At 68.8% G+C, this 24,992-nt stretch carries 24 protein-coding genes and 1 tRNA gene; 20 read left to right on the forward strand and 5 right to left on the reverse strand.

Going from position 1 to position 24,992, the window contains the following annotated elements:
- Positions 1-336 precede the first annotated feature (336 nt).
- The 5 genes from AACH11_RS18890 to AACH11_RS18910 all read right to left on the reverse strand — a co-directional run bounded on the left by AACH11_RS18890 (position 337) and on the right by AACH11_RS18910 (position 4,993).
- Positions 337-555: a type II toxin-antitoxin system VapB family antitoxin gene (locus tag AACH11_RS18890; RefSeq protein ID WP_341375818.1), complete on the reverse strand. Its 219-nt coding sequence runs from the start codon at positions 553-555 to the stop codon at positions 337-339.
- A 314-nt stretch (positions 556-869) separates the two neighbouring features.
- Positions 870-1,670: an ABC transporter ATP-binding protein gene (locus AACH11_RS18895; RefSeq protein WP_341375819.1), complete on the reverse strand. Its 801-nt coding sequence runs from the start codon at positions 1,668-1,670 to the stop codon at positions 870-872.
- Positions 1,671-1,745: 75 nt separating this feature from the next.
- Positions 1,746-2,663: a nitrate ABC transporter permease gene (ntrB, locus tag AACH11_RS18900; RefSeq protein WP_341375820.1), complete on the reverse strand. Its 918-nt coding sequence runs from the start codon at positions 2,661-2,663 to the stop codon at positions 1,746-1,748.
- Positions 2,664-2,750: 87 nt separating this feature from the next.
- The gene (locus AACH11_RS18905) at positions 2,751-4,025 is read right to left on the reverse strand and encodes a CmpA/NrtA family ABC transporter substrate-binding protein (RefSeq protein ID WP_341375821.1); all 1,275 of its coding nucleotides are present in this window, start codon (positions 4,023-4,025) and stop codon (positions 2,751-2,753) included.
- A gap of 329 nt (positions 4,026-4,354) precedes the next feature.
- A complete protein-coding gene (locus tag AACH11_RS18910; RefSeq protein ID WP_341375822.1) occupies positions 4,355-4,993 on the reverse strand; it encodes an ANTAR domain-containing response regulator in 639 nt (212 codons plus the stop codon).
- Positions 4,994-5,189: 196 nt separating this feature from the next.
- Here AACH11_RS18910 and tsaD point away from each other — a divergent pair, with 196 nt between their 5' ends.
- The 20 genes from tsaD (at position 5,190) to nuoK (ending at position 24,977) form a co-directional block, all read left to right on the forward strand.
- Complete coding sequence (gene tsaD / locus AACH11_RS18915; RefSeq protein WP_341375823.1) at positions 5,190-6,323, forward strand: tRNA (adenosine(37)-N6)-threonylcarbamoyltransferase complex transferase subunit TsaD; 1,134 nt, start codon at positions 5,190-5,192, stop codon at positions 6,321-6,323.
- 33 nt (positions 6,324-6,356) lie between these two features.
- Positions 6,357-7,709, forward strand: a complete 1,353-nt coding sequence (locus AACH11_RS18920; protein ID WP_341375824.1) for a branched-chain amino acid ABC transporter substrate-binding protein — start codon at positions 6,357-6,359, stop codon at positions 7,707-7,709.
- Between the two features lie 146 nt (positions 7,710-7,855).
- The gene (locus tag AACH11_RS18925) at positions 7,856-9,076 is read left to right on the forward strand and encodes a pyridoxal phosphate-dependent aminotransferase (protein ID WP_341375825.1); all 1,221 of its coding nucleotides are present in this window, start codon (positions 7,856-7,858) and stop codon (positions 9,074-9,076) included.
- 238 nt (positions 9,077-9,314) lie between these two features.
- On the forward strand, positions 9,315-9,584 hold the full coding sequence (gene rpsO, locus AACH11_RS18930) for a 30S ribosomal protein S15 (RefSeq protein WP_341375826.1): 270 nt from the start codon (positions 9,315-9,317) through the stop codon (positions 9,582-9,584).
- 319 nt (positions 9,585-9,903) lie between these two features.
- On the forward strand, positions 9,904-12,186 hold the full coding sequence (gene pnp / locus AACH11_RS18935) for a polyribonucleotide nucleotidyltransferase (protein ID WP_341375827.1): 2,283 nt from the start codon (positions 9,904-9,906) through the stop codon (positions 12,184-12,186).
- A gap of 53 nt (positions 12,187-12,239) precedes the next feature.
- Positions 12,240-13,232 (forward strand): NAD(P)H-quinone oxidoreductase, encoded by a 993-nt coding sequence (locus AACH11_RS18940; protein ID WP_341375828.1) that lies wholly within the window; start codon positions 12,240-12,242, stop codon positions 13,230-13,232.
- Positions 13,233-13,338: 106 nt separating this feature from the next.
- Positions 13,339-14,079 (forward strand): triose-phosphate isomerase, encoded by a 741-nt coding sequence (gene tpiA, locus AACH11_RS18945; protein WP_341375829.1) that lies wholly within the window; start codon positions 13,339-13,341, stop codon positions 14,077-14,079.
- 41 nt (positions 14,080-14,120) lie between these two features.
- On the forward strand, positions 14,121-14,522 hold the full coding sequence (gene secG / locus AACH11_RS18950) for a preprotein translocase subunit SecG (RefSeq protein WP_341375830.1): 402 nt from the start codon (positions 14,121-14,123) through the stop codon (positions 14,520-14,522).
- 249 nt (positions 14,523-14,771) lie between these two features.
- A tRNA-Leu gene (locus AACH11_RS18955) sits at positions 14,772-14,856 on the forward strand.
- Between the two features lie 188 nt (positions 14,857-15,044).
- On the forward strand, positions 15,045-15,404 hold the full coding sequence (locus AACH11_RS18960; protein ID WP_341375831.1) for an NADH-quinone oxidoreductase subunit A: 360 nt from the start codon (positions 15,045-15,047) through the stop codon (positions 15,402-15,404).
- Between the two features lie 143 nt (positions 15,405-15,547).
- The gene (locus tag AACH11_RS18965) at positions 15,548-16,027 is read left to right on the forward strand and encodes a NuoB/complex I 20 kDa subunit family protein (RefSeq protein WP_341375832.1); all 480 of its coding nucleotides are present in this window, start codon (positions 15,548-15,550) and stop codon (positions 16,025-16,027) included.
- A 34-nt stretch (positions 16,028-16,061) separates the two neighbouring features.
- The gene (locus AACH11_RS18970; protein ID WP_341375833.1) at positions 16,062-16,661 is read left to right on the forward strand and encodes an NADH-quinone oxidoreductase subunit C; all 600 of its coding nucleotides are present in this window, start codon (positions 16,062-16,064) and stop codon (positions 16,659-16,661) included.
- A gap of 118 nt (positions 16,662-16,779) precedes the next feature.
- A complete protein-coding gene (locus tag AACH11_RS18975) occupies positions 16,780-18,033 on the forward strand; it encodes an NADH-quinone oxidoreductase subunit D (RefSeq protein WP_341375834.1) in 1,254 nt (417 codons plus the stop codon).
- Positions 18,030-18,563, forward strand: coding sequence for an NADH-quinone oxidoreductase subunit NuoE (nuoE, locus tag AACH11_RS18980; protein WP_341375835.1), 534 nt, complete (start codon positions 18,030-18,032; stop codon positions 18,561-18,563). Before AACH11_RS18975 ends, nuoE begins: the two co-directional genes overlap by 4 nt.
- Before the next feature lie 10 nt (positions 18,564-18,573).
- Positions 18,574-19,926 carry an NADH-quinone oxidoreductase subunit NuoF gene (gene nuoF / locus AACH11_RS18985; RefSeq protein ID WP_423228777.1) on the forward strand — a complete coding sequence of 451 codons (1,353 nt, stop codon included), beginning with the start codon at positions 18,574-18,576 and terminating at the stop codon, positions 19,924-19,926.
- 18 nt (positions 19,927-19,944) lie between these two features.
- Entirely contained in the window at positions 19,945-22,275 is a 2,331-nt protein-coding gene (nuoG, locus tag AACH11_RS18990; RefSeq protein ID WP_341375837.1) for an NADH-quinone oxidoreductase subunit NuoG, read from the forward strand.
- Between the two features lie 4 nt (positions 22,276-22,279).
- Positions 22,280-23,341 (forward strand): NADH-quinone oxidoreductase subunit NuoH, encoded by a 1,062-nt coding sequence (gene nuoH, locus AACH11_RS18995; RefSeq protein ID WP_341375838.1) that lies wholly within the window; start codon positions 22,280-22,282, stop codon positions 23,339-23,341.
- Positions 23,342-23,355: 14 nt separating this feature from the next.
- On the forward strand, positions 23,356-23,853 hold the full coding sequence (gene nuoI, locus AACH11_RS19000) for an NADH-quinone oxidoreductase subunit NuoI (RefSeq protein WP_341375839.1): 498 nt from the start codon (positions 23,356-23,358) through the stop codon (positions 23,851-23,853).
- A 150-nt stretch (positions 23,854-24,003) separates the two neighbouring features.
- Positions 24,004-24,663: an NADH-quinone oxidoreductase subunit J gene (locus tag AACH11_RS19005; RefSeq protein ID WP_341375840.1), complete on the forward strand. Its 660-nt coding sequence runs from the start codon at positions 24,004-24,006 to the stop codon at positions 24,661-24,663.
- On the forward strand, positions 24,660-24,977 hold the full coding sequence (gene nuoK, locus AACH11_RS19010; RefSeq protein WP_341375841.1) for an NADH-quinone oxidoreductase subunit NuoK: 318 nt from the start codon (positions 24,660-24,662) through the stop codon (positions 24,975-24,977). Before AACH11_RS19005 ends, nuoK begins: the two co-directional genes overlap by 4 nt.
- Positions 24,978-24,992 lie beyond the last annotated feature (15 nt).

Raw genomic sequence — 24,992 nt, forward strand, 5'->3', positions numbered from 1 at the left:
GCAGTCCGATCCAGGCGTTCCGCGAGATGATGCAGACCGTTGCCGAACAGGACGTGGCAGCGGTTCATTGATGATGCAGCAATCCGGTGGGGTGTTGCATTTCGGACTTGAGACCGCCCACCCTAAACTGAACCGCCCGGGTCTCGCGGAGGCCTGTTGGTTTAAGTAGTCACGCCGCTTGGGCCGATGGCTCGGCGGGTTAGCGCCAGTAGTTTGCCGCGACCTCCGCCGGTGGGATGTAGCCCAGCGGGCCCATCAGCCGGTGGTTGTTGAGCCAGGCGACCCAGGTCAGGCTCACCAGCTCCACGGCCTCACGGACCAAGCCATCCAGCAGGATCACGTGTCGGTCCTCATGGCATTCAGATCGCCCTCCCAGCGCAGATGGCCGCGGAGCTGGCGCAACGCCTCTTGCTTGCGCAATCGCAGCAGCAGCGTGCGCAAGCCCATGTCGACAGCCTCCTTCCGGCTCTTCAGCCCGGTCAGGCGGAGCACTTCGCGCATCAGCGCGTCGTCAATCTCGAGGGTGATGCGCATGGTGGTGACCGTCAGGGACATGTGGACAGATGGTGGCCTCTGCAGGCCCAGGCCACAAGCAGTCGGCGGTCTTGCGCGTGGGCGATGCGTCGCTCGTCACAGCCGGCTCTTCCGTGGTGCAGCCTCCATCCCCCCAGGCACCACCTTCGTGCCAAGCCCAAAAAAAACCCCCGGACACGGCCGGGGGTGGACGAAAGGGCTGAGGCCCCGCTGAGGAGATAGAACGGTGCCGTTGCCGGCACAGTCTCACTTCAGCAAGCCGTGTGCCAGAGGCCTGTGCCCCGCATCAGGGCGCGCTCAGGGCCCTCAGGCCGCTTAGCGCGCTCAGGCCACCTTCACGCCGCCTTCTGCTGCGGCCGCCCGTGCCGGGTGTACAGAAAGTCCAGCACCGCCTTGCGGTAGTGCACGTACTGCGTGTCCTCGGCCAGCTCCACCCGGTTGCGCGGGCGCGGCAGTTCCACCTTCAGGATCTCGCCGATGGTCGCGGCCGGGCCGTTGGTCATCATCACGATGCGGTCGCTCAGCAGCACGGCCTCGTCCACGTCGTGGGTCACCATCACCACGGTGCTCTGGGTGCGGGCCACGATCTTCAGCAGCTCGTCCTGCAGGTGGGCACGGGTCAGGGCGTCCAGGGCGCCGAAGGGCTCGTCCATCAGCAGCACCTTGGGCTCCATGGCCAGGGCGCGGGCGATGCCCACGCGCTGCTTCATGCCGCCGGAGATCTCGTGCGGGCGCTTGGCCAGGGCGTGGCTCATGCCCACCAGTTCCAGCGCGGCGGTGGTGCGGTCGCGCAGCTGGGCCTTGCTCTCCTTGCCGCCGAAGACGCGCTCGACGGCCAGCAGCACGTTCTCGAAGCAGGTCAGCCAGGGCAGCAGGCTGTGGTTCTGGAACACCACCGCGCGCTCGGGGCCGGGGCCGGCGATCTCCTTGTTGTCGCACAGCAGGGCGCCGCTGGTGGGCAGCGTCAGGCCGGCGATCAGGTTCAGCAGCGTGCTCTTGCCGCAGCCGGAGTGGCCGATCAGCGTGATGAACTCGCCCTTGGCGACGTCGAGGTGGATGTCGCGCAGGGCGTGGAAGCGGCCCTTCTTCGTGTTGAAGACCATCTCGGCGGACTGGACCTGGATGAAGCGTTCCATGGGGACTCCTGGGGTGTCTGGCGGTGCGGTTGGCGGGGCAGGGCGGTGGGGTGTGCGGCGCGGTGCCGTGCCCGCTCAGTCGTCGAAGGAGAAGCGCTTGGCCAGGGCCATCAGCGCCTGTTCGAGCGCCAGGCCGACGATGCCGATGACGAAGATGGCGATGATGATGTGCTGGACGTTGAGGTTGTTCCACTCGTCCCAGACCCAGAAGCCGATGCCCACGCCGCCGGTCAGCATCTCGGCGGCGACGATCACCAGCCAGGCCGTGCCCACCGACAGGCGCACGCCGGTCAGCATGTAGGGCAGCACCGAGGGCAGCAGGATCTTGGTGATGACCTTCCACTCGGACAGGTTCAGCACGCGGGCCACGTTCAGGTAGTCCTGGGGCACGCGCTGCACGCCCACCGCGGTGTTGACCACCATCGGCCAGATCGAGCAGATGAAGATGGTCCAGATGGCGGCCGGGTTGGCGCTCTTGAACACCAGCAGGCCGATCGGCAGCCAGGCCAGCGGCGAGACCGGCTTGAGCAGGCTGATCAGCGGCGAGACCATGCGGCTGACGAACTCGAAGCGGCCGATGATGAAGCCCAGCGGGATGCCGACGAGGGCGGCCATGCCGAAGCCCAGGCCCACGCGCTGCAGCGAGTTCAGGATGTTCCAGCCGATGCCCTGGTCGTTCGGGCCGTTGCTGTAGAACGGGTCGGCGAACAGCTTGACCGCGGCGTCGAAGGTCTGTGCCGGGGTGGGGAAGGTGGTGCTGTTCATCGTCGCGACGGCCCAGATCGCGATCAGGGTGGCCAGGCCGAGCACCGGCGGCAGCACGGCCATCCAGAAGCCGCGCCAGTCGCGGGCCGGCCGGGGGGCGACGGGGGCCGGTGCGGTCGCGGTGGGTGCGTCGGCCGTGGTGGCGGCGGCAGCGCCGGTGGCGGCGGGGCGGGCCGCGGCGCCGGGCTCGACGGTGTTCAGCGGGGAGTGGAAGACGGCACTGACCATGGGGATCTCCAGTTGCTCGTGCGGGACACGTCAGGTGTGGATGGGCGGGGTCGTCCGCGGCGCTGCCGCACACGACCCGCGTCAGGCTCAGGCCTTGATCTTGAAACCGTCGGCGTACTTGGCCGGCTCCTTGCCGTCCCACACCACGCCGTCGATCAGCTTGCTGCTGCGCAGATCGCTCTTGGGCACGCTGATCTTCAGGGCGCCGGCGGCCTCCTTGTAGAGCGCCGTCTGGTTGATGGCCTTGGCCACGCCCAGGTAGTCCGGGTGGCTCTTGAGCAGGCCCCAGCGCTTGTGCTGGGTCAGGAACCACATGCCGTCCGACAGGTACGGGTAGGTCACCGCGCCGTCGCCGAAGAACTTCATGTGGTTGGGGTCGTCCCAGGTCTTGCCCAGGCCGTTCTGGTAGCGGCCCAGGATGCGCTGGTTGATCGCGTCGACGCTGGTGTTGATGTAGGCCTTCTGCGCCACGGTCTCGGCCATCTTCATCTTGTTCTGCAGGCCGGCGTCGATCCAGCGGCTGGCTTCGAGCACCGCCATCATCACCGCACGTGCGGTGTTGGGGTACTTCTGGACGAACTCGCCGGTGGCGCCCAGCACCTTCTCGGGGTGGTCCTTCCAGATGTCCTGGGTGGTGTTGGCGGTGATGCCGATGCCGTCGATGATGGCGCGGTGGTTCCAGGGCTCACCGACGCAGAAGCCGTCCATGTTGCCCACGCGCATGTTGGCCACCATCTGCGGCGGCGGCACGGTGATCAGCTTGGCCCCCGACAGCGGGTTGATGCCGGCGGCCGCCAGCCAGTAGTGCATCCACATGGCATGGGTGCCGGTGGGGAAGGTGCCGGCGAAGGTGTATTCACGCGGGTTGGCCGCCATCACCTTGGCCAGCGACGGGCCGTCGACGGCGCCCTTGTCGGCCAGCGCCTTGGACAGGCTGATGGCCTGGCCGTTGTTGTTCAGCGTCATCAGCACGGCCATGTCCTTCTTGGGGCCGCCGATGCCCAGGTGCACGCCGTAGACCAGGCCGTAGAGCACGTGGGCCATGTCGAGCTCGCCGTTGACCAGCTTGTCGCGCACGCCGGCCCAGCTGGCCTCCTTGGTCGGGATGATCTTGATGCCGTACTTCTTGTCGAAGCCCAGCACGCTGGCCATCACCACGCTGGCGCAGTCGGTCAGCGGGATGAAGCCGATCCGGACTTCTTCCTTCTCCGGCTTGTCGGAGCCGGCGGCATACACGGCGGCCTGCAGGCCGGGCACCATGCCGGAGGCGGTGACGCCGGCCACGCCTGCGGCGGCGGCCTTGATGACGGTACGGCGGCTCATGTCGGGGGTTTCCTTGGCGGGCTTGGACAGGGAAGACATCGCGGGGGCTCTCTCGCTACGACGGAAAAACAAAAAGGCGTCCGCACCGGACCGCCGCGGATGCCGCGACAGAGGGTGGGGACGCCGTCGTCCTGGGCGGGTCACTCCGACGTTGGAGTGGCCTGTCCTGTGAGGGAAGATCGCCGTTGACCTTCTTGCAGAGTACTAAGCACGGGGCGTGCCAGCCTGGATCTCCCGCGGTCCGGCACCCCATGCACCGCGGCAGGGAGGCCGTGCGCGGGCCGTGGCGCGCCGGTCCTGCTGCAATGCACCATCCCGGGGTGCCTGCGGTCGGCGCTGGTGCGTGGCCCGGCGCCGCAGGGGGCGGATCAGCCCAGCAGCTCGCTCGCGTCGATCAGGCGTTGGGCGAGGTCGGCCATCTTCAGGCCCTTGTCCATCGCCGTCTTGCGCAGGCGGGCGTAGGCCGCGTCCTCGTTCAGGCCGTGGCGCGTCATCAGCAGGCCCTTGGCCCGTTCGATGATCTTGCGCTCGCCGAGCTGGCTGCGGGCGTCGGCCAGCTCGCGGCGCAGGCCTTCCTCGACCTGGAAGCGGGCCATGGCCACGTCCAGCACCGGCTTGACCCGCTCAGCCGCCAGCCCCTGCACGACATAGCCCGTCACCCCGGCGGCGATGGCCTCGCGCATGTGGGTCGGGTCTTCCTCGTTGGTGAACAGCACGATGGGGCGCCGCGCATCCCGCGTGGCCATCACCACGTGTTCCAGCGTGTCGCGGGCCTGGCTTTCCGCATCCACGATGATCAGGTCGGGCTGGATCTGCGCGATGCGCTCGGGCAGGTAGATGTCCGAGGGCAGCACCGCCACGATGTTGTAGCCGCCCTCCAGCAGACCGATGCGCAGGCTGCGCGAGCGGTCGGCCTCTTCCAGCAGCTCGGCATCCATGTCCGGGCCGGGGCTGAGGTTCTCGGGGGCGACGATGACGATGCGCAGCGTGGAGACGGATGTCTTCATGGCGCAATCCCAAGCAAGTGACGCGCCAGTGGCCGGCCCGATGCACCAGGCCGGGCCGGTCCTGCATGGGTGTGGTGCGGTTCGGGTGCGGCGCTGGTGTGCGTTGGTGCGCCTGGGTGCGGCGCCGTCGCGACCCGCCATTGCGACCCGCCATCGCGGCCAGCCGGTGGCGGCGGTCTGGATACACTCGCGCGCCATGAATGTGCTGGGCATCGAATCATCATGTGACGAGACCGGGGTGGCGGTGGTGACCCTGGCGTCGCCGGCTACCGCCGGGGCAGGCACCGGGGCCGGTGGCGGGCCCATCGTCTGGCCGCGCCTGCGCGCGCACGCGCTGCACAGCCAGGTCGCGATGCACGAGGCCTATGGCGGCGTGGTGCCCGAGCTGGCCTCGCGCGACCACATCCGCCGCGTGCTGCCGCTGACCGACGAGGTGCTGGCCGAGGCCGGCCTGAGCCGCGCCGACATCGACGTGGTGGCCTACACCCGCGGCCCGGGCCTGGCGGGCGCGCTGCTGGTGGGTGCCGGCGTGGCCTGCGCGCTGGCGCTGGCGCTCGACCGGCCGACGCTCGGCGTCCATCACCTGGAAGGCCATCTGCTGTCGCCCTTCCTGTCGGCCGATCCGCCGGAGTTCCCCTTCGTCGCGCTGCTGGTCTCCGGGGGCCACACCCAGCTGATGCGGGTCGATGGCGTCGGGCAGTACGCGCTGCTGGGCGAGACCATCGACGACGCGGCCGGCGAGGCCTTCGACAAGAGCGCCAAGCTGCTGGGCCTGGGCTATCCGGGCGGGCCGGCGCTGTCGCGCCTGGCGCAGCAGGGGCGGGGCGATGCCTACGCCTTGCCGCGCCCGCTGCTGCACAGCAAGGATCTGGATTTCTCCTTCGCCGGCCTGAAGACGGCGGTGGCGGTGCAGCTGCGCAAGCTGGGCCCCGCGCCGACGGATGTCGAGCGGGCCGATCTGGCCGCCTCGACCCAGGCCGCCATCGTCGAGGTGCTGGTGCGCAAGAGCCTGGACGCGCTCAAGCGCACCGGGCTGAAGCGGCTGGTGGTCAGCGGCGGCGTCGGCGCCAACGCCGCGCTGCGCGCCCAGCTGGACGAGGCGACGCGCAAGCGCGGCTGGCGCGTGCACTATCCGGAGCTGTCGCTGTGTACCGACAACGGGGCGATGATCGCGCTGGCCGCGGCCATGCGGCTGCAGACCGGCATCGCCACCGCCCGGCCCGACTACGCCTTCGACGTGCGCCCGCGCTGGCCGCTGGATGAGCCGCAGGATCGGCCGCCGGTGGGGCCGGCTCCGGTGCCCGCCATCCCGTCCCATCCCCTGACCTGATGCCCGGCGGCCGCGTCGCGCCGGCCTGAACCCATGTCCGCCCAGACCGTCCAGACCGTCCTGTCCGACCTCCCGCCTTCCCGTCGCCGCTTCCTCGGTCAGCTCGTCGGTGCCGGCGCAGGGGCGGCGGCCGTGGTGGCCGCCCCGGGCGTGCGCGCCCAGACGGCGGCCCCCGGCGAGCCGATCCGGCTGGCCATGATCGAGGCCCTGTCCGGCCCGCTGGCCGCCGGCGGCGAGGCGGCCTGGCGCAACCTGCTGTGGGCGGTCGAGCGGGTGAATGCCCGCGGCGGCGTGCGCCTGCCCGGCGGCGCGCGGCCGCTGGCGCTGCAGCGCCTGGATCACCAGGGCAGCACCGACGAGGCGCTGAACCTGCTGCGCCTGGCGGCCGACCAGCGCATCGGCTGGGTGCTGCAGGGCAACAGCTCGGCCGTGGCCGGCGCGCTGATCGACGCCATCAACCGCCACAACCAGCGCGATCCCGAGCGCCGCCAGGTGCTGCTGAACTACGCCGCCGTCGAGCCCGCGCTGACCAACGAGCGTTGCAGCTTCTGGCACTTCCGCTTCGACGCCCATGCCGACATGCGGCTGGGCGCGCTGATGTCGGTGCTGCAGGACGACCGCCAGCTGCGCAAGGTCTTCCTGATCGGCCAGGACTACAGCTTCGGCCAGTACGTGAACCAGCAGGCGCGCGCCGAGATCGGCCGCCGCCGGCCCGACATCCAGATCGTCGGCGACGAGCTGCACCCGCTGGGCAAGATCAAGGACTTCCTGCCCTGGGCCTCGAAGATCCGCGCCAGCGGGGCGCAGGCGGTGGTCACCGGCAACTGGGGCCCGGACCTGACGCTGATGATCAAGGCCTGCCGCGAGCTGGGCCTGGACCTGCGCTTCTACACCTTCTACGGCAACGCGCTGGGCGCGCCGGCGGCCATCGGCGAGGCGGGCGTCGGCAAGGTGCTGGCGGTGGCCGAGTGGCTGCCCAATGTCGGTGGCGCGGCGGCCGATGCCCTGGTCGGCCAGTTCCGCCAGCGTTATCCGCAGCCGCGCGACGACTATCTGCACGCCCGCATGCAGGCGCTGATCGAGCTGCTGGTGCAGGCGATGGAGAAGGCGCGCAGCGCCGATCCGCTGGCGGTGGCCCGGGCACTGGAGGGTCTGCAGCTGGACACCACGCGGCTGGGCCCCCTGCGCGATTTCCACGAGGGCGTGATGCGCGCGTCCGACCACCAGTTCCAGCAGCCGCTGCTGGTCGGCGTGATGGACCGGGTCGGCGCGCGCGGGGTCAAGCACGAGGTCGAGGGCTCGGGTTACGGCTTCCGCGTGATGCGGCGCTTCGAGCCACGGCAGGTCGAGCTGCCCGCCAGCTGCAAGATGGTGCGGCCGGGCTGAGCCCGGTCGGCACCGTGCGCGGGCGCCCTGGGCGCGCAGTCAGCGGTGAGCGTCCCGGCGAGGGTGTCGGCGAGCGCGCCGGCGCGCCCGACCGGCTGTCGCCCCATCATCGACCACACCCTGTCATCCGCAGAACCTCCACCCCCATGAGTCCGCCCGTGCCGCATCTGCCCGATCTGCGTCCGACCATCGCCGCCCTGCCGGGCAGCCAGATCCGCGCCGTGGCCAACGCCGCGCTCGGCCGCCCCGACGTGCTGGCCTTCTGGTTCGGCGAGAGCGACCAGGTCACGCCCGAGCCGGTGCGTGCGGCCGCCGCCGAGTCGCTGGCCCGCGGCGAGACCTTCTACAGCCACAACCTCGGCCTGCCCGAGCTGCGCCAGGCCCTGCGCCAGTACCTCGCCGGCCTGCACGGCGACCCGGGCGACGAGCGCATCGCCGTCACCTCGTCCGGCGTGACGGCGCTGATGACGGCCATGCAGCTGCTGCTGTCGCCCGGCGACGAGGTGGTCTGCGTGGTGCCGGTCTGGCCGAACCTGCCGGCCCAGCCCGCCATCCTCGGTGCCCGGCTCACGCGCGTGCCGCTGGCGCCGGACGCCCACGGCGCCTGGCGGCTGGACCTGCAGCGCCTGCTGCAGGCCGTCACCCCGGCCACCCGCGTGCTGCTGCTGAACGCGCCGAACAACCCCACCGGCTGGACGCTGACGCGCGACGAGCAGCAGGCCATCCTCGACCACTGCCGCCGCACCGGCACCTGGATCGTCGCCGACGAGGTCTACGACCGCCTGTGGTACGGCGACGGCCCGGCGCCGGCCGCCGGTGGCGCGCGGCCGGCATCCCCGGCCTGTGCACCGAGCTTCGCCGATCTGGCCACGCCGCAGGACCGGGTGATCGTCGTCGGCAGCTTCTCCAAGGCCTTCCTGATGACCGGCTGGCGTCTGGGCTGGCTGCTGCTGCCGGCCGGGCTGATCGGGCCGACCGGCACCTTGATCGAGTTCAACAGTTCCTGCGCGCCGGTCTTCGTGCAGCGCGGTGGCCTGCAGGCGCTGGCGCTGGCCGACACGCTGGTGCCGCCGCTGGTGGCCCATCTGCACCACTGCCGCGACACGCTGTGCGATGCGCTGGCGACCGTGCCCGGTGTGCACCTGGCGCGTCCGCAGGCCGGCATGTACGCGTTCTTCAGCATGCCCGGCAGTGGCGACTCGCTGGCCTGCGCCCAGGCCCTGGTGGCCGAGCACGGCCTGGGCCTGGCGCCGGGCGCGGCCTTCGGCGCCGAGGCCCAGGGCTGGCTGCGCTGGTGTTTCGCGTCACGCGATCCACAGCGGCTGCTGGACGGCGTCGAGCGCCTGCGCGGCGCGCTGCGCATATAATCCGCCGGTTCTGCTCCGCAGGGGGCTTCGCGCGTGCGCCACCGGCCTGCGTGCGGGGTGCCACGGGGCAGGGCATCAGCACGGCGCGGGTCGGTTTCACCCGCTGCCGCAAGTCGTCAACGGAAACCGACATCGTCGCCCGCCGGCCTCCCGGCGTCCGTCCATCGCCCCGTGCGGTGCGGCGGTCGCTCCACAAGCCGGCAGCCACGCGGTTTCCACCCCACCAGGAAACACCACCATGTCCGTGGCCGACATCAAGCGCGCAGAGATCATCAAGGGCAACGCCCGCAGCGAGAACGACACCGGTTCGCCGGAAGTCCAGGTCGCGCTGCTGACCGCGCGCATCAACGAGCTGACCCCCCACTTCAAGACCCACGCCAAGGACCACCACGGTCGTCGCGGTCTGCTGAAGATGGTCAGCCGTCGCCGCAAGCTGCTGGATTACCTCAAGGGCCGCACTCCCGAGCGCTACACCGCCCTGATCCAGAAGCTGGGCCTGCGCAAGTAAGCCCGCCGCGGGCCGTTCGCGGCCCGCACCAGCGTCCGCCACACCACCGCCCCGTGCGGTCGGCGTGAGCGGTCGTGGCAGGTGGGGCGGGGCGCAGGCCCCGTCACCCGCCCGCCGATTCCGGAGTCCCTGTCCACCACCCCGCCACGGCCATGCTGTGTCATTCCAGGGCCGCCCGCTTCGGGTCGCGCTGGAATGGCATCGAAGCCAGCGGAAGGGTCCGCAGGTCAGCTCCCGGTTCTCAGCCGGCACCACCGCGAGCGTGCCGCCAACGCCCTGACGACGCCCCGCGTCAGACGGGCTTCCGGAGACCTTCCTGATGACCATGTTCAACAAAGTCACCCAGACCTTCCAGTGGGGCGCCCACACCGTCACGATGGAGACCGGTGAGGTCGCCCGTCAGGCGTCCGGCGCCGTCGTCGTCGACATCGACGGCACCACCGTGCTGGCCACCGTCGTCGCCCGCAAGGAAGCCAAGCCCGGCCAGGACTTCTTCCCGCTGACCGTCGACTACCTCGAGAAGACCTACGCCGCCGGCAAGATCCCGGGCAGCTTCTTCAAGCGTGAAGGCCGCCCGAGCGAGCTCGAGACCCTGACCAGCCGCCTGATCGACCGCCCGATCCGTCCGCTGTTCCCGGAAGGCTTCTTCAACGAAGTCCAGGTCATCATCCACGTGCTGAGCCTGAACCCCGAGGTGCAGGCCGACATCGCCGCGATGATCGCCTCCAGCGCCGCGCTGAGCGTCTCCGGCATTCCCTTCGCCGGCCCGATCGGTGCCGCGCGCGTCGGCTACATCAACGGCCAGTACGTGCTGAACCCGTCGAAGACCCAGCTGGCCGGCAGCCAGCTGGATCTGGTCGTCGCCGGTACCGAAGCCGCCGTGCTGATGGTCGAGTCGGAAGCCGACCAGCTCTCCGAAGAGGTGATGCTGGGCGCCGTGGTCTTCGGCCACGAGCAGGGCAAGGTCGCCATCGACGCCATCCACGCCCTGGTGCGTGCCGGTGGCAAGGCCGAATGGCAGTGGACCGCTCCGGCCAAGGACGAGCCCTTCATCGCCAAGGTCACCGAGCTGGCCGAGCCCAAGCTGCGCGCCGCCTACCAGATCCGCAGCAAGCAGGCCCGCACCCAGGCCTGCCGTGAGGCCACCGCCGAGACCCTGGCCGCGCTGAAGGCCGACGGTCTGACCGTCGACAGCGTCGCCGTCGAAGGCCTGCTGTTCGAGATCGAGGCCCGCATCGTGCGCAGCCAGATCCTCAACGGCGAGCCGCGCATCGACGGCCGTGACACCCGCACGGTGCGCCCGATCGAGATCCGCAACAGCGTGCTGCCGCGCACCCACGGCTCGTCGCTGTTCACCCGTGGCGAGACGCAGGCCCTGGTCGTCGCCACCCTCGGCACCGAGCAGGACGCGCAGAAGATCGACGCGCTGGCCGGCGAGTTCCAGGACCGCTTCCTGTTCCACTACAACATGCCTCCGTTCGCCACCGGCGAGACCGGTCGCGTGGGCAGCCCGAAGCGCCGCGAGATCGGCCACGGCCGTCTGGCCAAGCGCGCCCTGGTGCCGCTGCTGCCGAACAAGGAAGACTTCCCGTACACGCTGCGCGTGGTCTCCGAGATCACCGAGTCGAACGGCTCGTCGTCGATGGCTTCGGTCTGCGGCGGCTGCCTGGCGCTGCTGGACGCCGGCGTGCCGATGAAGGCCCACGTGGCCGGCATCGCCATGGGCCTGATCAAGGATGGCAACCGCTTCGCCGTGCTGACCGACATCCTGGGTGACGAGGACCATCTCGGCGACATGGACTTCAAGGTGGCCGGCACCACCGCCGGCGTGACCGCCCTGCAGATGGACATCAAGATCCAGGGCATCACCAAGGAGATCATGCAGGTCGCGCTGGCTCAGGCCAAGGAAGCGCGCATGCACATCCTGGGCGTCATGCAGTCGGCCGTCGGCGAGGCCAAGGCCGAGCTCAGCGAGTTCGCGCCGCGCCTCTACACGATGAAGATCAACCCCGAGAAGATCCGTGACGTGATCGGCAAGGGCGGCGCCACCATCCGTGCGCTGACCGAGGAGACCGGCACGCAGATCGACATCGGCGAGGACGGCACCATCACCATCGCCTCGACCGACGGCGACAAGGCCGCCCTGGCGAAGAAGCGCATCGAGGAGATCACGGCCGAGGCCGAGGTCGGCGCCATCTACGAAGGTGCCGTCACCAAGATCCTGGACTTCGGTGCCCTGGTCAACGTGCTGCCGGGCAAGGATGGTCTGCTGCACATCAGCCAGATCGCCCACCAGCGCGTCGAGCGCGTCGAGGACTTCCTGAAGGAAGGCCAGATCGTCAAGGTCAAGGTGCTCGAGACCGACGAGAAGGGCCGCATCAAGCTGAGCCTGAAGGCGCTGCTCGAGAAGCCGGAAGGCTACGAGGAGCCGCAGCGCGAGGAGCGCCCGCGCCGCGACCGTTTCGATCGCCCGGACCGTGGCCCGCGCCGCGACCGTGGTGACCGTCCGGAGCGTGCCGAGCGCGAGCCGCGCGCCGAGGCGCCGGCCGCCGACGCCTCGCCGGCTCCGGCCGCCGATGGCGGCGAGGGCTCGCAAGGCTGAGATCGGGCTGACGCACCGCAACGCCCAGCCGCAGGGATCGGGAGAGTCGAACGATGCGCGTGATCGAGCTGAGAGGCCACGGTGGCCCCGAGGTGCTGGTCCAGGGTGAGCGCCCTGATCCGGTGCCCGGTGCCGGCGAGGTCTTGATCGATGTGCGGGCATCGGGCGTCAATCGTCCCGACGTGCTGCAGCGCAAGGGCATCTATCCGCCGCCGCCCGGGGCCTCGGACCTTCCGGGTCTGGAGGTCGCCGGCGTCGTGATCGGCGGTGACCTGTCCGCGCTCGCGGCGGCTGGCCTGGGCCTGGGTGACCGCGTCTGCGCGCTGGTCACCGGTGGCGGCTATGCGACGCGCTGCGTCGCGCCGGTCGCCCAGTGCCTGCCGGTGCCGGCGGGGTGGAGCGATGTCGAGGCCGCGGGCCTGCCCGAGACCTTCTTCACCGTCTGGAGCAACGTGTTCCAGCGCGCGGCGCTGCAGCCTGGTGAGACCCTGCTGGTGCAGGGCGGCACCAGCGGCATCGGCGTCACCGCCATCCAGCTGGCCAAGGCCTTCGGTGCGCGGGTCATCGCCACCGCCGGCAGTCCGGCCAAGGTGGCCGCCTGCCTGGCCCTCGGCGCCGACGCGGCGATCGACTACCGACAGCAGGACTTCGTCGAGCAGACGCTGCAGGCCACGGCCGGCCGCGGAGCCGACGTGATCCTCGACATGGTGGCCGGCGATTACGTCGCGCGCGAGGTGGAGTGCCTGGCCGATGACGGCCGCCTCGTCATCATCGCGGTCCAGGGGGGCGTGCGTGCCGGCTTCAACGCCGGCGACGTGCTGCGCCGGCGCCTGACCCTCACCGGCTCGACGCTGCGCCCGCGTCCGGTGGCCTTCAAGGCCGCCGTTGCCCGGGCCCTGCGTGAGCGGGTCTGGCCCTTGCTGGACGCCGGACGCATCCGTCCCGTGATCCACGCCGTGTTGCCCGCGGCCCGTGCGGCCGACGCCCATGCGCTGATGGAGCAGGGCGAGCACGTGGGCAAGATCCTGCTCGACTGGAGTGCCTGAGCCCCGCGGATTCCGTGGGGTGGCCTCCCGGGCCCAGCTTTCCGCACACCGGAGCCCGCCTCGTGCCGGCACCGGTCTGACAGACATCATCAAGGAGTGACGACAGATGCGACGCAAGTTCGTGGCCGGCAACTGGAAGATGAACGGCAGCCATCCCGCCAACGCGGAACTGCTGGCCGGCATCCAGGCCGCGCGACCCTTCGGCTGTGACGTGGCCGTGTGCGTGCCTTACCCCTACCTGTCCGAGACGGCGGTCGCGCTGGCCGGCAGCGAGGTCCGTTGGGGCGCGCAGGACGTGTCGGTGCATGCCAACGGCGCCTACACCGGCGAGGTCTCGGCCGGCATGCTGGCCGAGTTCGGCTGCCGCTACGTGATCGTCGGTCACAGCGAGCGCCGCCAGTACCACGGCGAAACCGATCAGCAGGTGGCCGACAAGGCCAAGGCGGCGCTGGCCAAGGGCCTGACCCCGATCGTGTGCGTCGGCGAGACCCTGGCCGAGCGCGAGGCCGAGCAGACCGAGGCGGTGGTCAAGCGCCAGCTGTCGGTCGTCATCCATGCGCTGGGACCGTGCGCCGGCGAGATGGTCGTCGCCTACGAGCCGGTCTGGGCGATCGGCACCGGCAAGGTGGCCACGCCCGAGCAGGCCCAGGCCGTGCACGCGCTGATGCGGGCCCAGCTCAAGGCCGCGACGCCGCGTGCCGACGCCATGCAGCTGCTCTACGGCGGCAGCATGAAGCCGGACAACGCGGCTGCGCTGATGTCGCAGCCCGACATCGACGGCGGCCTGATCGGCGGAGCCTCGTTGAAGGCCGCCGATTTCGTCGCCATCTGCCGCGCCGCGGGCTGATCGCCCCGCGCCACGGCCCATCAGAAACAACAAGGATTTCCATGCAGATCTGGATGAACATCGTGCTGGTGCTGCAGCTGCTCGCCGCCATCGCGATGATCGGTCTCGTGCTGGTGCAGCACGGCAAGGGCGCCGACATGGGCGCCTCCTTCGGCAGCGGTGCCTCGGGCAGTCTGTTCGGGGCGACCGGCAGCGCCAACTTCCTGTCGCGCTCGACCGCCGTGTGCGCGGGCGTCTTCTTCGTCTGCACGCTGGCCCTGGCCTTCCTGGCCAACGGCCGTGGCCAGGCGGGTGTGCCGGCCGCCGAAGGCAGCGTGCTGGACAAGGCGCCGGTAGCGGCCAGTGCCCCGGCGCCGGTGGCGTCGGCCGCCATCGGTGCGATTCCGGTGCAGCAGGGTGCGGCGACCGTGCCCGCGCCGGTGGCATCGGCCGCCAAGCCCTGAACGCAGGCGGCCAGCCGGCCGCACCGGTTCGCGGTCCATTCCTGTGGGTCTCGATGGCCGGAAGCGCGGCACTTCGCCGTGCTTCCGGTGTTCGTCAAGACGGTGTCGCGTACTTGCCACGCTGTCCGTGACAACCCGCAAGAAGAAACCCGCAGAATCGACGCAAAGTTGGTATAGAATACGAGCTTCAGCAGTACAGCAATACCTCAAGCCCAACTGCTGAAACAGCGCCGAAAGGCGAACACGATTGCCGTCGTGGTGAAATTGGTAGACACGCTATCTTGAGGGGGTAGTGGCGAAAGCTGTGCGAGTTCGAGTCTCGCCGACGGCACCAGAACACGAGTACACCTAGAGCCAACCACGGCCACCCACAAAGTCCTGTCGTTCGCGATCCGAGCGACGGGGCGGCCCCTCCTGCAGCACGAGGGGCCTCCTGGCGGCGCGCTCTGCGGGCAGTTCAAGCTGCAAGCGGCGCGCCGTTTTCGTGGCCGGACGTCTTTCACTCCTCAGTCGCCGCACGCCATGGATCTGCAACAGTACCTTCCCGTCATCCTGTTCATCCTGGTCGGCGTCGGGATCGGCATCGCCCCGCAGGTACTCGGTTTCCTGCTGGGCCCGCAGCGCCCTGACGCCGCGAAGAACAGCCCCTACGAGTGCGGCTTCGAGGCCTTCGAGGACGCGCGCATGAAGTTCGATGTCCGCTACTACCTGGTGGCCATCCTCTTCATCCTGTTCGACCTCGAGATCGCCTTCCTGTTCCCCTGGGCTGTCGCGCTGCGCGACATCGGCGCGTCAGGCTTCTGGGCGATCATGGTCTTCCTCGCCATCCTCGTGGTCGGTTTTGCCTACGAATGGAAGAAGGGTGCTCTCGACTGGGAGTGAGGGCCTCGCATCCCGTCTCGCCATCCACCCATCGAGCACTCCCAGCGGTCTGTCCGGCATTGCGTCGTGGCGGTCCGCGGTCGGTGGGGCCGGTCATCCGAAGCGGGATGGCCGATCACAATCTACGCACGCGATAGCAAGCCATGGGCATTGAAGGCGTTCTGAAGGAAGGCTTCGTCACCACGTCGGTCGACAAGCTGATCAACTGGTCCAAGACGGGTTCCCTGTGGCCCATGACCTTCGGTCTGGCCTGTTGTGCCGTCGAGATGATCCATGCGGGCGCGGCCCGCTACGACATCGACCGCTTCGGCATGCTGTTCCGGCCCAGCCCGCGCCAGAGTGACCTGATGGTGGTCGCCGGCACGCTGTGCAACAAGATGGGCCCGGCGCTGCGCAAGGTCTACGACCAGATGGCCGAGCCCCGCTGGGTGCTGAGCATGGGCTCCTGCGCCAACGGCGGTGGTTACTACCACTACAGCTACTCGGTCGTGCGCGGCTGTGACCGGATCGTTCCGGTCGACGTCTACGTGCCGGGCTGCCCGCCGACCGCCGAGGCCTTGCTCTACGGCATCCTGCAGCTGCAGGCCAAGATCCGCCGCGAAAACACCATCGCCCGCGCCTGACGCGCCCCCACGCCTGACGCCAGAGGCACGCGACATGACCCAACGCCTGGACCAGCTGCAGACCGCCCTGCAGGACACGCTCGGCCAGAAGATCACCCACCTCCAGCGCGACCGCGGCGAGATCACCATCACGGTGGCCGCCAAGGACTGGCTGGAGGTCGCCAAGACGCTGCGGGACCATGCCCGGCTCAAGTTCGAGCAGCTGGTCGACCTCTGCGGCCTCGACTACAGCACCTACAAGGACCAGCCCTGGGACGGCCCGCGCTACTGCGCGGTGTCGCACCTGCTGAGCGTCAGCCTGAACCACCGGGTGCGCGTGAAGGTCTTCGCGCCCGATGACGACATGCCGGTCGTGCCTTCCGTGACCTCGGTGTGGAACGGCTGCAACTGGTTCGAGCGCGAGGCCTTCGACATGTACGGCCTGTTGTTCGAGGGTCATGACGACCTGCGGCGCATCCTGACCGACTACGGTTTCATCGGTCATCCGCTGCGCAAGGACTTCCCCGTGACCGGTCACGTGGAGATGCGCTACGACGCCGAGCAAAAGCGCGTGGTCTACCAGCCGGTGACCATCGAGCCGCGCGAGATCACGCCGCGCATCATCCGCGAAGACAACTACGGCGGACTGCACTGACGCGCAGCCTGCGCGGCCTGCACGGCCCCTATCGCGGCGACCGGTGCCGGTCGCGTACCTGACGGGGCAGGGTGGTCCGCACGCAGCGCCCACGTCACCTCGCTGATGGACATCTGACATGGCTGAGATCAAGAACTACACGCTGAATTTCGGGCCGCAGCACCCGGCCGCCCACGGCGTGCTGCGCCTGGTGCTGGAACTCGACGGCGAGGTCATCCAGCGCGCCGATCCTCACATCGGCCTGCTGCACCGCGCCACCGAGAAGCTGGCCGAGAGCAAGACCTACATCCAGAGCCTGCCCTACATGGACCGGCTGGACTACGTCTCGATGATGTGCAACGAGCACGCCTACTGCCTGGCCATCGAGAAGCTGGTGGGCATCGAGGTGCCGGTGCGCGCGCAGTACATCCGGGTGATGTTCAGCGAGATCACGCGTCTGCTGAACCACCTGCTGTGGCTGGGCTGTCACGGCCTGGACTGCGGTGCGATGAACATCGTCATCTACTGCTTCCGCGAGCGTGAGGACCTGTTCGATCTGTACGAAGCGGTGTCGGGTGCGCGCATGCACGCGGCCTACTTCCGTCCGGGCGGCGTCTACCGCGACCTGCCGGACAGCATGCCGCAGTACAAGGTCAGCAAGATCAAGAACCAGCGGGCCATCGACCAGCTCAACGCGAACCGCCAGGGTTCGATGCTGGATTTCATCGATGACTTCTGCAAGCGCTTCCCGGCCCTGGTCGACGAGTACGAGACCCTGCTGACCGACAACCGGATCTGGAAGCAGCGCACCGTCGGCGTCGGCGTCGTCACGCCCGAGCGCGCACTGCAGCTGGGCCTGACCGGCGCCATGCTGCGCGGCTCCGGCATCGCCTGGGACCTGCGCAAGACGCAGCCCTACGACGTCTACGACAAGATGGACTTCGACGTCCCGGTCGGCGTCAACGGCGACACCTACGACCGCTATCTGGTGCGTGTCGAGGAGATGCGCCAGTCCAACCGCATCATCCAGCAGTGCGTGGCCTGGCTGCGCGCCAACCCCGGTCCGGTCATCACCGACAACCACAAGGTGGCGCCGCCGTCGCGCACCGCGATGAAGAGCAACATGGAGGAGCTGATCCACCATTTCAAGCTCTTCACCGAAGGCATGCGCGTGCCCGAGGGCGAGGCCTATGCCGCCGTCGAGCATCCGAAGGGCGAGTTCGGCATCTACATGGTCAGCGACGGCGCCAACAAGCCGTACCGCCTGAAGATCCGTGCCCCGGGCTTCGCCCACCTGTCCGCGCTCGACGAGATGGCGCGCGGACACATGATCGCCGACGCGGTGGCGATCATCGGCACCATGGACATCGTGTTTGGCGAGATCGATCGATGACTGCATCCAACGTTCAGAACGCGTCCACCAAGCCGGTGGCGGCGCAGCTGTCCGAGGCGACGCTGGCGCGCTTCGCCCGGGAGGTCGCCAAGTACCCCGCGGACCAGAAGTCGTCCGCCGTCATGGCCTGTCTGTCGATCGTGCAGCAGGAGCAGGGCTGGGTCAGCGGTGAGGCCGAGGTCGCCATCGGCGATTACCTGGGCATGGCGCCGATCGCCGTGCGCGAGGTGACGACCTTCTACAACATGTACAACCAGCGGCCGGTGGGCAAGTTCAAGCTCAACGTCTGCACCAACCTGCCGTGCCAGCTGCGTGATGGCCAGCGGGCGCTGGAGCACGTGCTGAAGAAGCTCGGCGTCGAGGACGGCGGCACCACGCCGGACGGCCTGTTCACCGTGGCCAAGTGCGAATGCCTCGGCGCCTGCGCCGATGCGCCGGTGATGCTGGTCAACGACCGCCAGATGCTCAGCTACATGAGCGATGACCGCCTCGACGCCCTGGTCGAGACGCTGAAGGCCCAGGCCAAGTGAGCGCCGCACGATGACGACGATGCTCGACCTCTCCCAGTTCCAGGCCACCGGCCTGGAAACGTGTTTCCACGACCGCCACATCAACCCGCAGATCTACGCGGGTCTGAACGGTGGCAACTGGTCGTTGAAGGACTATGAGGCGCGTGGTGGCTACCAGGCGCTGAAGAAGATCTTCGCCAAGGACGGCGGCGAGGGCCTGAGCCCGGACCAGGTGATCGCCGAGGTCAAGGGCTCCGGTCTGCGTGGCCGCGGCGGCGCCGGCTTCCCGACGGGTCTGAAGTGGAGCTTCATGCCCCGCGCGCTGCCGGTGCAGAAGTACCTGGTGTGCAACAGCGACGAGGGTGAGCCCGGGACCTGCAAGGACCGCGACATCCTGCGCTTCAACCCGCACTCGGTCATCGAGGGCATGATCATCGCGTCGTACGCGATGGGCATCTCGGTCGGCTACAACTACATCCACGGCGAGATCTTCGAGGTCTACGAGCGCTTCGAAGCCGCGCTGGAGGAGGCGCGGGCCGCCGGTTATCTGGGCAACCAGATCCTGGGTTCGACGCACAGCTTCCAGCTGCACGCGCACCACGGTTTCGGCGCCTACATCTGCGGCGAGGAAACGGCGCTGCTGGAGTCGATCGAGGGCAAGAAGGGCCAGCCGCGCTTCAAGCCGCCGTTCCCAGCCAGCTTCGGCCTCTACGGCAAGCCGACGACGATCAACAACACCGAGACCTTCGCCGCGGTGCCCTGGATCATCCGCAACGGCGGCCAGGCCTACCTGGAGTGCGGCAAGCCGAACAACGGCGGCACGAAGATCTTCTCGATGGTCGGTGACGTCGAGCGCCCGGGCAACTACGAGATCCCGCTGGGCACGCCGTTCGCCAAGCTGCTGGAGCTCGCCGGTGGCGTCAAGGGTGGCAAGAAGCTCAAGGCGGTGATCCCGGGCGGCTCGTCGGCCCCGGTGCTGCCGGCCGCGGTGATGATGGACTGCACGATGGACTATGACTCCATCAGCAAGGCCGGCTCGATGCTGGGCTCGGGCGCCGTCATCGTCATGGACGAGACCCGCTGCATGGTCAAGAGCCTGCTGCGCCTGTCCTACTTCTACCAGCACGAGAGCTGCGGCCAGTGCACGCCGTGCCGTGAGGGCACGGGCTGGCTGTGGCGTCTGGTGCAGCGCATCGAGCACGGCGACGGCCGTCCGGAGGACATCGCGCTGCTGGACAACGTCGCCGAGAACATCATGGGCCGCACCATCTGCGCGCTGGGTGATGCGGCGGCGATGCCGGTGCGCGGCATGCTCAAGCACTTCCGTGACGAGTTCGTCCACCACGTCGAACACAAGACCTGCAAGGTCCCCGCCTACGTCTGACCGCAGCAGGGCAAGCACATGATCGAAATCGAACTCGACGGCCAGAAGGTCGCGGTGGCCGAAGGCAGCATGGTCATGCATGCGGCGGACGCCGCCGGCAAGACCATCCCGCACTTCTGTTATCACAAGAAGCTGTCCATCGCGGCCAACTGCCGCATGTGTCTGGTGGACATCGAGAAGGCACCCAAGCCGATGCCGGCCTGCGCCACGCCGGTGACGCAGGGCATGATCGTCCGCACCCAGAGTGCCAAGGCGATCAAGGCCCAGCAGTCGGTGATGGAGTTCCTCCTCATCAACCATCCGCTGGACTGCCCGATCTGCGACCAGGGCGGTGAATGCCAGCTGCAGGATCTGGCCGTCGGCTACGGCAAGGGCAGCTCGCGCTACGAGGAAGAAAAGCGCGTCGTCTTCCACAAGGACGTGGGCCCGCTGATCTCCATGGAGGAGATGAGCCGCTGCATCCACTGCACCCGCTGCGTGCGCTTCGGCCAGGAGATCGCCGGCGTGATGGAGCTGGGCATGGTCAACCGCGGCGAGCACTCGGAGATCACCACCATCACCGGTGGCACGGTCGACAGCGAGCTGTCGGGCAACATGATCGACGTGTGCCCGGTCGGTGCGCTGACCAGCAAGCCCTTCCGCTACAGCGCCCGGACCTGGGAGCTGTCGCGTCGCAAGAGCGTCAGCCCGCATGACTCCACCGGCGCGAACCTGATCGTCCAGGTCAAGAACCACCAGGTGCTGCGTGTCGTTCCGTTCGAGAACGAGAGCGTCAACGAGTGCTGGATCGCCGACCGTGACCGCTTCAGCTACGAGGCGCTCAACGGCGCCCAGCGCCTGACGCAGCCGATGATCAAGCAGGGCGGCCAGTGGCAGACGGTGGACTGGACCACCGCGCTGGACTACGTCGCCGACGGGCTCAAGCGCATCAAGGCCGAACATGGCGCCGCCGGCATCGGCGCGCTCGCCGCGCCGCACCGCAGCGTCGAGGAACTGCATCTGCTGGCCAAGCTGACGCGCGGCCTCGGCAGCCAGAGCGTCGACCATCGCCTGCGCCACGCTGATTTCAGCGCCCCGGCCGAGGCCGGCAAGGCCCGCTGGCTGGGCACCTCGATCGCCTCGCTGTCCACGCTGGACGCGGTGCTGGTCGTCGGCTCCTTCCTGCGCAAGGACCATCCGCTGTTCGCCTCGCGCATCCGCCAGTCGGCCCGCAAGGGTGGGGCGGTGTTCAGCCTCGGCGGCCGTCAGGACGACTGGGCGATGCCGATGGCCGGCCGCCTGCTGGCCGCACCGTCGGCCTGGGTGCAGACCCTGGCGGGTGTGGCGGCTGCCGTGGCCCAGGCCAAGGGCGTCGCGGCGCCGCTGGCCGCCGAGTCCGACGCGACGGCCCAGGCCGCCGCGCAGGCCCTGCTGTCGGGCGAGCGCAAGGCCGTGCTGCTGGGTAATGCCGCCGCGCAGCATCCGCAGGCTTCGGCGCTGCTGGCCCTGGCGCAGTGGATCGGCGAGCAGACCGGTGCGACCGTCGGCTACCTGGGCGAGTCCGGCAACAGCGTCGGTGCCCAGCTGGTCAAGGCGATGCCGGGCCAGGGCGGCCTGAACGCCGGCCAGATGCTGTCGCAGCCGATGAAGGCGCTGCTGCTGCTGGACGTCGAGCCGGCGCTGGACGCGGCCGATGCCGCCAAGGCGCGTGCCGCGCTGGCGGGCTCGGGCCTGGTCGTCTCGCTGACCTCGTTCAAGGATGCCGCGGCCGACGTCGCCGACGTGATGCTGCCGATCGCCCCGTTCACCGAGACCGCGGGTGCCTACGTCAACGCCGAAGGCCGGCTGCAGTCGGCCCACGGCGTCGTGCGCCCGCTGGGCGACAGCCGTCCGGCCTGGAAGGTGCTGCGCGTGCTGGGCAATCTGCTGGGCCTGTCCGGCTTCGAGCAGGACAGTGCCGAGCAGGTCCGCGCCGAGGCGCTGGGCGACGTGGCCGGTCTGGCCGCCCGCCTGGACAACCGCACTGCCGCGGGCGTCGCGGCCGTCGCCCCGTTCACCGGCATCGAGCGCCTGAGCGACGTGCCGATCTACGCCACCGATGCCATCGTCCGCCGCGCCCCGTCGCTGCAGCGGACCGCCGATGCGCGCGTCGCACCGGTCGGCCTGCCGACCGCGCTGTGGCAGCAACTCGGCCTGAAGGACGGCGACAAGGTCTGCCTGAGCCAGGGCGATCTGACGGCCGTGCTGTCGGCGGCGCACGAGCGCACGCTGGCCAGCGGTGTCGTGCGCGTCAGCGCTGCCCATCCGGACACGGTCGCCCTGGGCGCCATGTTCGGCCCGATCGCCGTGGAAAAGCTGCAGAAGCCCTGAAACCATGATCGAACAACTCAATCTTGCAGGCGGGGCCCTGCTCGGCGATGTGCTCTGGCCCGTGGTCTGGAGCATCCTCAAGATCCTGTGCGTGCTGCTGCCCCTGCTGGGCTGCGTCGCGTATCTGACGCTCTGGGAACGCAAGGCGATCGCCTGGACCCAGGTGCGTCCGGGTCCGAACCGCGTCGGCCCCAAGGGTCTGCTGACGCCGATCGCCGATGCGGTCAAGCTGATGTTCAAGGAGATCATCCGCCCGACCGCCGCCAACAAGGGCCTGTTCTTCCTGGGCCCGATCATGACGATCATGCCGGCCCTGGCCGCCTGGGCCGTCGTGCCCTTCGGCCCGGAAGTCGCGCTGTCCAACGTCAACGCCGGTCTGCTGTTCCTGATGGCCATCACCTCGCTCGAGGTGTACGGCGTGATCATCGCCGGCTGGGCGTCGAACTCGAAGTACGCCTTCCTGGGCGCGCTGCGCGCATCGGCCCAGATGGTGAGCTACGAGATCGCGATGGGCTTCTGCCTGGTCATCGTGCTGATGACCTGCAACTCGATGAACATGACGGACATCGTGATGAGCCAGGGCAAGGGCACGATGGCCGACGCCGGTCTCGGTTTCCTGAGCTGGAACTGGCTGCCGCTGCTGCCCGTCTTCGTCGTCTACTTCATCTCCGGTCTGGCCGAGACCAACCGCCACCCGTTCGACGTCGTCGAAGGCGAGTCGGAGATCGTGGCCGGTCACATGATCGAGTACTCGGGCATGTCGTTCGCGATGTTCTTCCTGGCGGAGTACGCGAACATGATCCTGGTCTCGACCCTGGCCGTGATCATGTTCCTCGGCGGCTGGCTGCCCCCGATCGGCGCGCTGTCCTTCATCCCGGGCTGGATCTGGCTGGCGATCAAGGTCTTCGTCGTCGTCACGATGTTCCTGTGGGTGCGTTCGACGTTCCCGCGCTACCGCTATGACCAGCTGATGCGTCTGGGCTGGAAGGTCTTCATCCCCGTCACCCTGGTGTGGCTGGTGCTGGTGGGCCTGTGGATCCAGTCCCCGCTGAACATCTGGAAGTGAGACAGGCCGAGCCCATGGCACAGACCGCATCATTCAAGGACTACCTGAACAGCTTCCTGCTCATCGAGCTGCTGAAAGGCATGAAGCTGACGGGCAAGTACTTCTTCTCCCGCACCATCACCGTCCAGTTCCCGGAAGAGAAGACACCGCAGTCGCCGCGCTTCCGCGGCCTGCACGCGCTGCGCCGTTACGAGAACGGTGAGGAGCGTTGCATCGCCTGCAAGCTCTGCGAGGCCGTCTGCCCGGCGATGGCGATCACGATCGAGTCCGACGTGCGCGACGACGGCTCGCGCCGCACGACGCGCTACGACATCGACCTGACCAAGTGCATCTTCTGCGGCTTCTGCGAGGAGAGCTGCCCGGTGGATTCGATCGTCGAGACGCACATCTTCGAATACCACGGCGAAAAGCGGGGCGACCTGTACTTCACCAAGGACATGCTCCTGGCGGTCGGTGACCGCTACGAAGCCGAGATCGCCAAGAACAAGGAGGCCGACGCCAAGTACCGCTGAAGCACGCGGGTCTGCCGGCTGCGCGACCCGATCTGCGTCCTGTGATGCTCGCCGTACCGATGTACGGCCGCGCTTCTCGGACGCACCTCGGGCCGCTCGCGACGGCATCCCCACGCGCTTGGCACAGGTGCTCAACCTGGCGCGCACACCATGAACACCATCGGTGCACTTTTCTACCTGTTCTCCGCCGTGCTGCTGTTTGCCTCGTTCCGTGTGATCACGGCGCGGAGCACGGTGCATGCGGCGCTCTATCTGGTGCTGGCCTTCGCCAACGCCGCCGTCATCTGGATGCTGCTCAAGGCCGAGTTCCTCGCGATCGCGCTGGTGCTGGTCTACGTCGGCGCGGTGATGGTGCTGTTCCTCTTCGTCGTGATGATGCTGGATCTGAATTCGTCCAGCGTCCGTGATGGTTTCTGGAGGCACTTTCCGCTGGCCGGCATCATCGGCGCGGTCATCGCGCTCGAGATGGCGCTGGTGCTGATGGGCGGCTTCCGTGTCACCGAGCCGGCGCCGATGGATCCGGCGATCGCGCAGATGAACAACACGCGCGCGCTCGGCCATGCGATCTACACGCAGTACCTGTATCCGGTGCAGCTGGCCGCCGTGCTGCTGGTGATCGCGATCATCGCGGCCATCGCGCTGACGCTGCGCAAGCGCAAGGACACCAAGGCCCAGGACCCGTCCCAGCAGGTGCTGGCGAAGAAGGCGGACCGCCTGCGCATCGTCAAGATGGCGCCGACCGTCGATCTGCCTTCGGTCGCTGCCGACGCCGCTGCCACCGCCACCCCGGCCGGAGACAAGAAGCCATGAATCTCGGACCCATCACGCTGGGCCACTACCTGTCGCTGGGTGGCCTGCTCTTCGCGCTGTCGGTGATCGGCATCTACCTGAACCGACGCAACCTGATCGTTCTGCTGATGGCCATCGAGCTGATGCTCCTGGCCGTCAACCTGAACTTCGTCGCCTTCTCCCACTACCTGGGTGACATGGCGGGTCAGGTCTTCGTGTTCTTCATCCTGACGGTGGCGGCCGCCGAATCGGCGATCGGCCTGGCCATCCTGGTCGTGCTGTTCCGCAACCGCGCGACGATCAACGTCGAGGAGCTGGACAGCCTCAAGGGCTGACGGCGAGGGACAGGA

This window comes from Pseudaquabacterium rugosum (genome assembly GCF_038066575.1).
Lineage (GTDB): Bacteria > Pseudomonadota > Gammaproteobacteria > Burkholderiales > Burkholderiaceae_C > Pseudaquabacterium > Pseudaquabacterium rugosum.

What these genes read in the sequence shown, in the direction of transcription:
- AACH11_RS18890 (WP_341375818.1), bottom strand. Translation starts at nt 555, where the DNA reads ATGTCCCTGACGGTCACCACCATGCGCATCACCCTCGAGATTGACGAC.
- AACH11_RS18895 (WP_341375819.1), bottom strand. Translation starts at nt 1,670, where the DNA reads ATGGAACGCTTCATCCAGGTCCAGTCCGCCGAGATGGTCTTCAACACG.
- ntrB (WP_341375820.1), bottom strand. Translation starts at nt 2,663, where the DNA reads ATGGTCAGTGCCGTCTTCCACTCCCCGCTGAACACCGTCGAGCCCGGC.
- AACH11_RS18905 (WP_341375821.1), bottom strand. Translation starts at nt 4,025, where the DNA reads ATGTCTTCCCTGTCCAAGCCCGCCAAGGAAACCCCCGACATGAGCCGC.
- AACH11_RS18910 (WP_341375822.1), bottom strand. Translation starts at nt 4,993, where the DNA reads ATGAAGACATCCGTCTCCACGCTGCGCATCGTCATCGTCGCCCCCGAG.
- tsaD (WP_341375823.1), top strand. Translation starts at nt 5,190, where the DNA reads ATGAATGTGCTGGGCATCGAATCATCATGTGACGAGACCGGGGTGGCG.
- AACH11_RS18920 (WP_341375824.1), top strand. Translation starts at nt 6,357, where the DNA reads ATGTCCGCCCAGACCGTCCAGACCGTCCTGTCCGACCTCCCGCCTTCC.
- AACH11_RS18925 (WP_341375825.1), top strand. Translation starts at nt 7,856, where the DNA reads ATGAGTCCGCCCGTGCCGCATCTGCCCGATCTGCGTCCGACCATCGCC.
- rpsO (WP_341375826.1), top strand. Translation starts at nt 9,315, where the DNA reads ATGTCCGTGGCCGACATCAAGCGCGCAGAGATCATCAAGGGCAACGCC.
- pnp (WP_341375827.1), top strand. Translation starts at nt 9,904, where the DNA reads ATGACCATGTTCAACAAAGTCACCCAGACCTTCCAGTGGGGCGCCCAC.
- AACH11_RS18940 (WP_341375828.1), top strand. Translation starts at nt 12,240, where the DNA reads ATGCGCGTGATCGAGCTGAGAGGCCACGGTGGCCCCGAGGTGCTGGTC.
- tpiA (WP_341375829.1), top strand. Translation starts at nt 13,339, where the DNA reads ATGCGACGCAAGTTCGTGGCCGGCAACTGGAAGATGAACGGCAGCCAT.
- secG (WP_341375830.1), top strand. Translation starts at nt 14,121, where the DNA reads ATGCAGATCTGGATGAACATCGTGCTGGTGCTGCAGCTGCTCGCCGCC.
- AACH11_RS18960 (WP_341375831.1), top strand. Translation starts at nt 15,045, where the DNA reads ATGGATCTGCAACAGTACCTTCCCGTCATCCTGTTCATCCTGGTCGGC.
- AACH11_RS18965 (WP_341375832.1), top strand. Translation starts at nt 15,548, where the DNA reads ATGGGCATTGAAGGCGTTCTGAAGGAAGGCTTCGTCACCACGTCGGTC.
- AACH11_RS18970 (WP_341375833.1), top strand. Translation starts at nt 16,062, where the DNA reads ATGACCCAACGCCTGGACCAGCTGCAGACCGCCCTGCAGGACACGCTC.
- AACH11_RS18975 (WP_341375834.1), top strand. Translation starts at nt 16,780, where the DNA reads ATGGCTGAGATCAAGAACTACACGCTGAATTTCGGGCCGCAGCACCCG.
- nuoE (WP_341375835.1), top strand. Translation starts at nt 18,030, where the DNA reads ATGACTGCATCCAACGTTCAGAACGCGTCCACCAAGCCGGTGGCGGCG.
- nuoF (WP_423228777.1), top strand. Translation starts at nt 18,574, where the DNA reads ATGACGACGATGCTCGACCTCTCCCAGTTCCAGGCCACCGGCCTGGAA.
- nuoG (WP_341375837.1), top strand. Translation starts at nt 19,945, where the DNA reads ATGATCGAAATCGAACTCGACGGCCAGAAGGTCGCGGTGGCCGAAGGC.
- nuoH (WP_341375838.1), top strand. Translation starts at nt 22,280, where the DNA reads ATGATCGAACAACTCAATCTTGCAGGCGGGGCCCTGCTCGGCGATGTG.
- nuoI (WP_341375839.1), top strand. Translation starts at nt 23,356, where the DNA reads ATGGCACAGACCGCATCATTCAAGGACTACCTGAACAGCTTCCTGCTC.
- AACH11_RS19005 (WP_341375840.1), top strand. Translation starts at nt 24,004, where the DNA reads ATGAACACCATCGGTGCACTTTTCTACCTGTTCTCCGCCGTGCTGCTG.
- nuoK (WP_341375841.1), top strand. Translation starts at nt 24,660, where the DNA reads ATGAATCTCGGACCCATCACGCTGGGCCACTACCTGTCGCTGGGTGGC.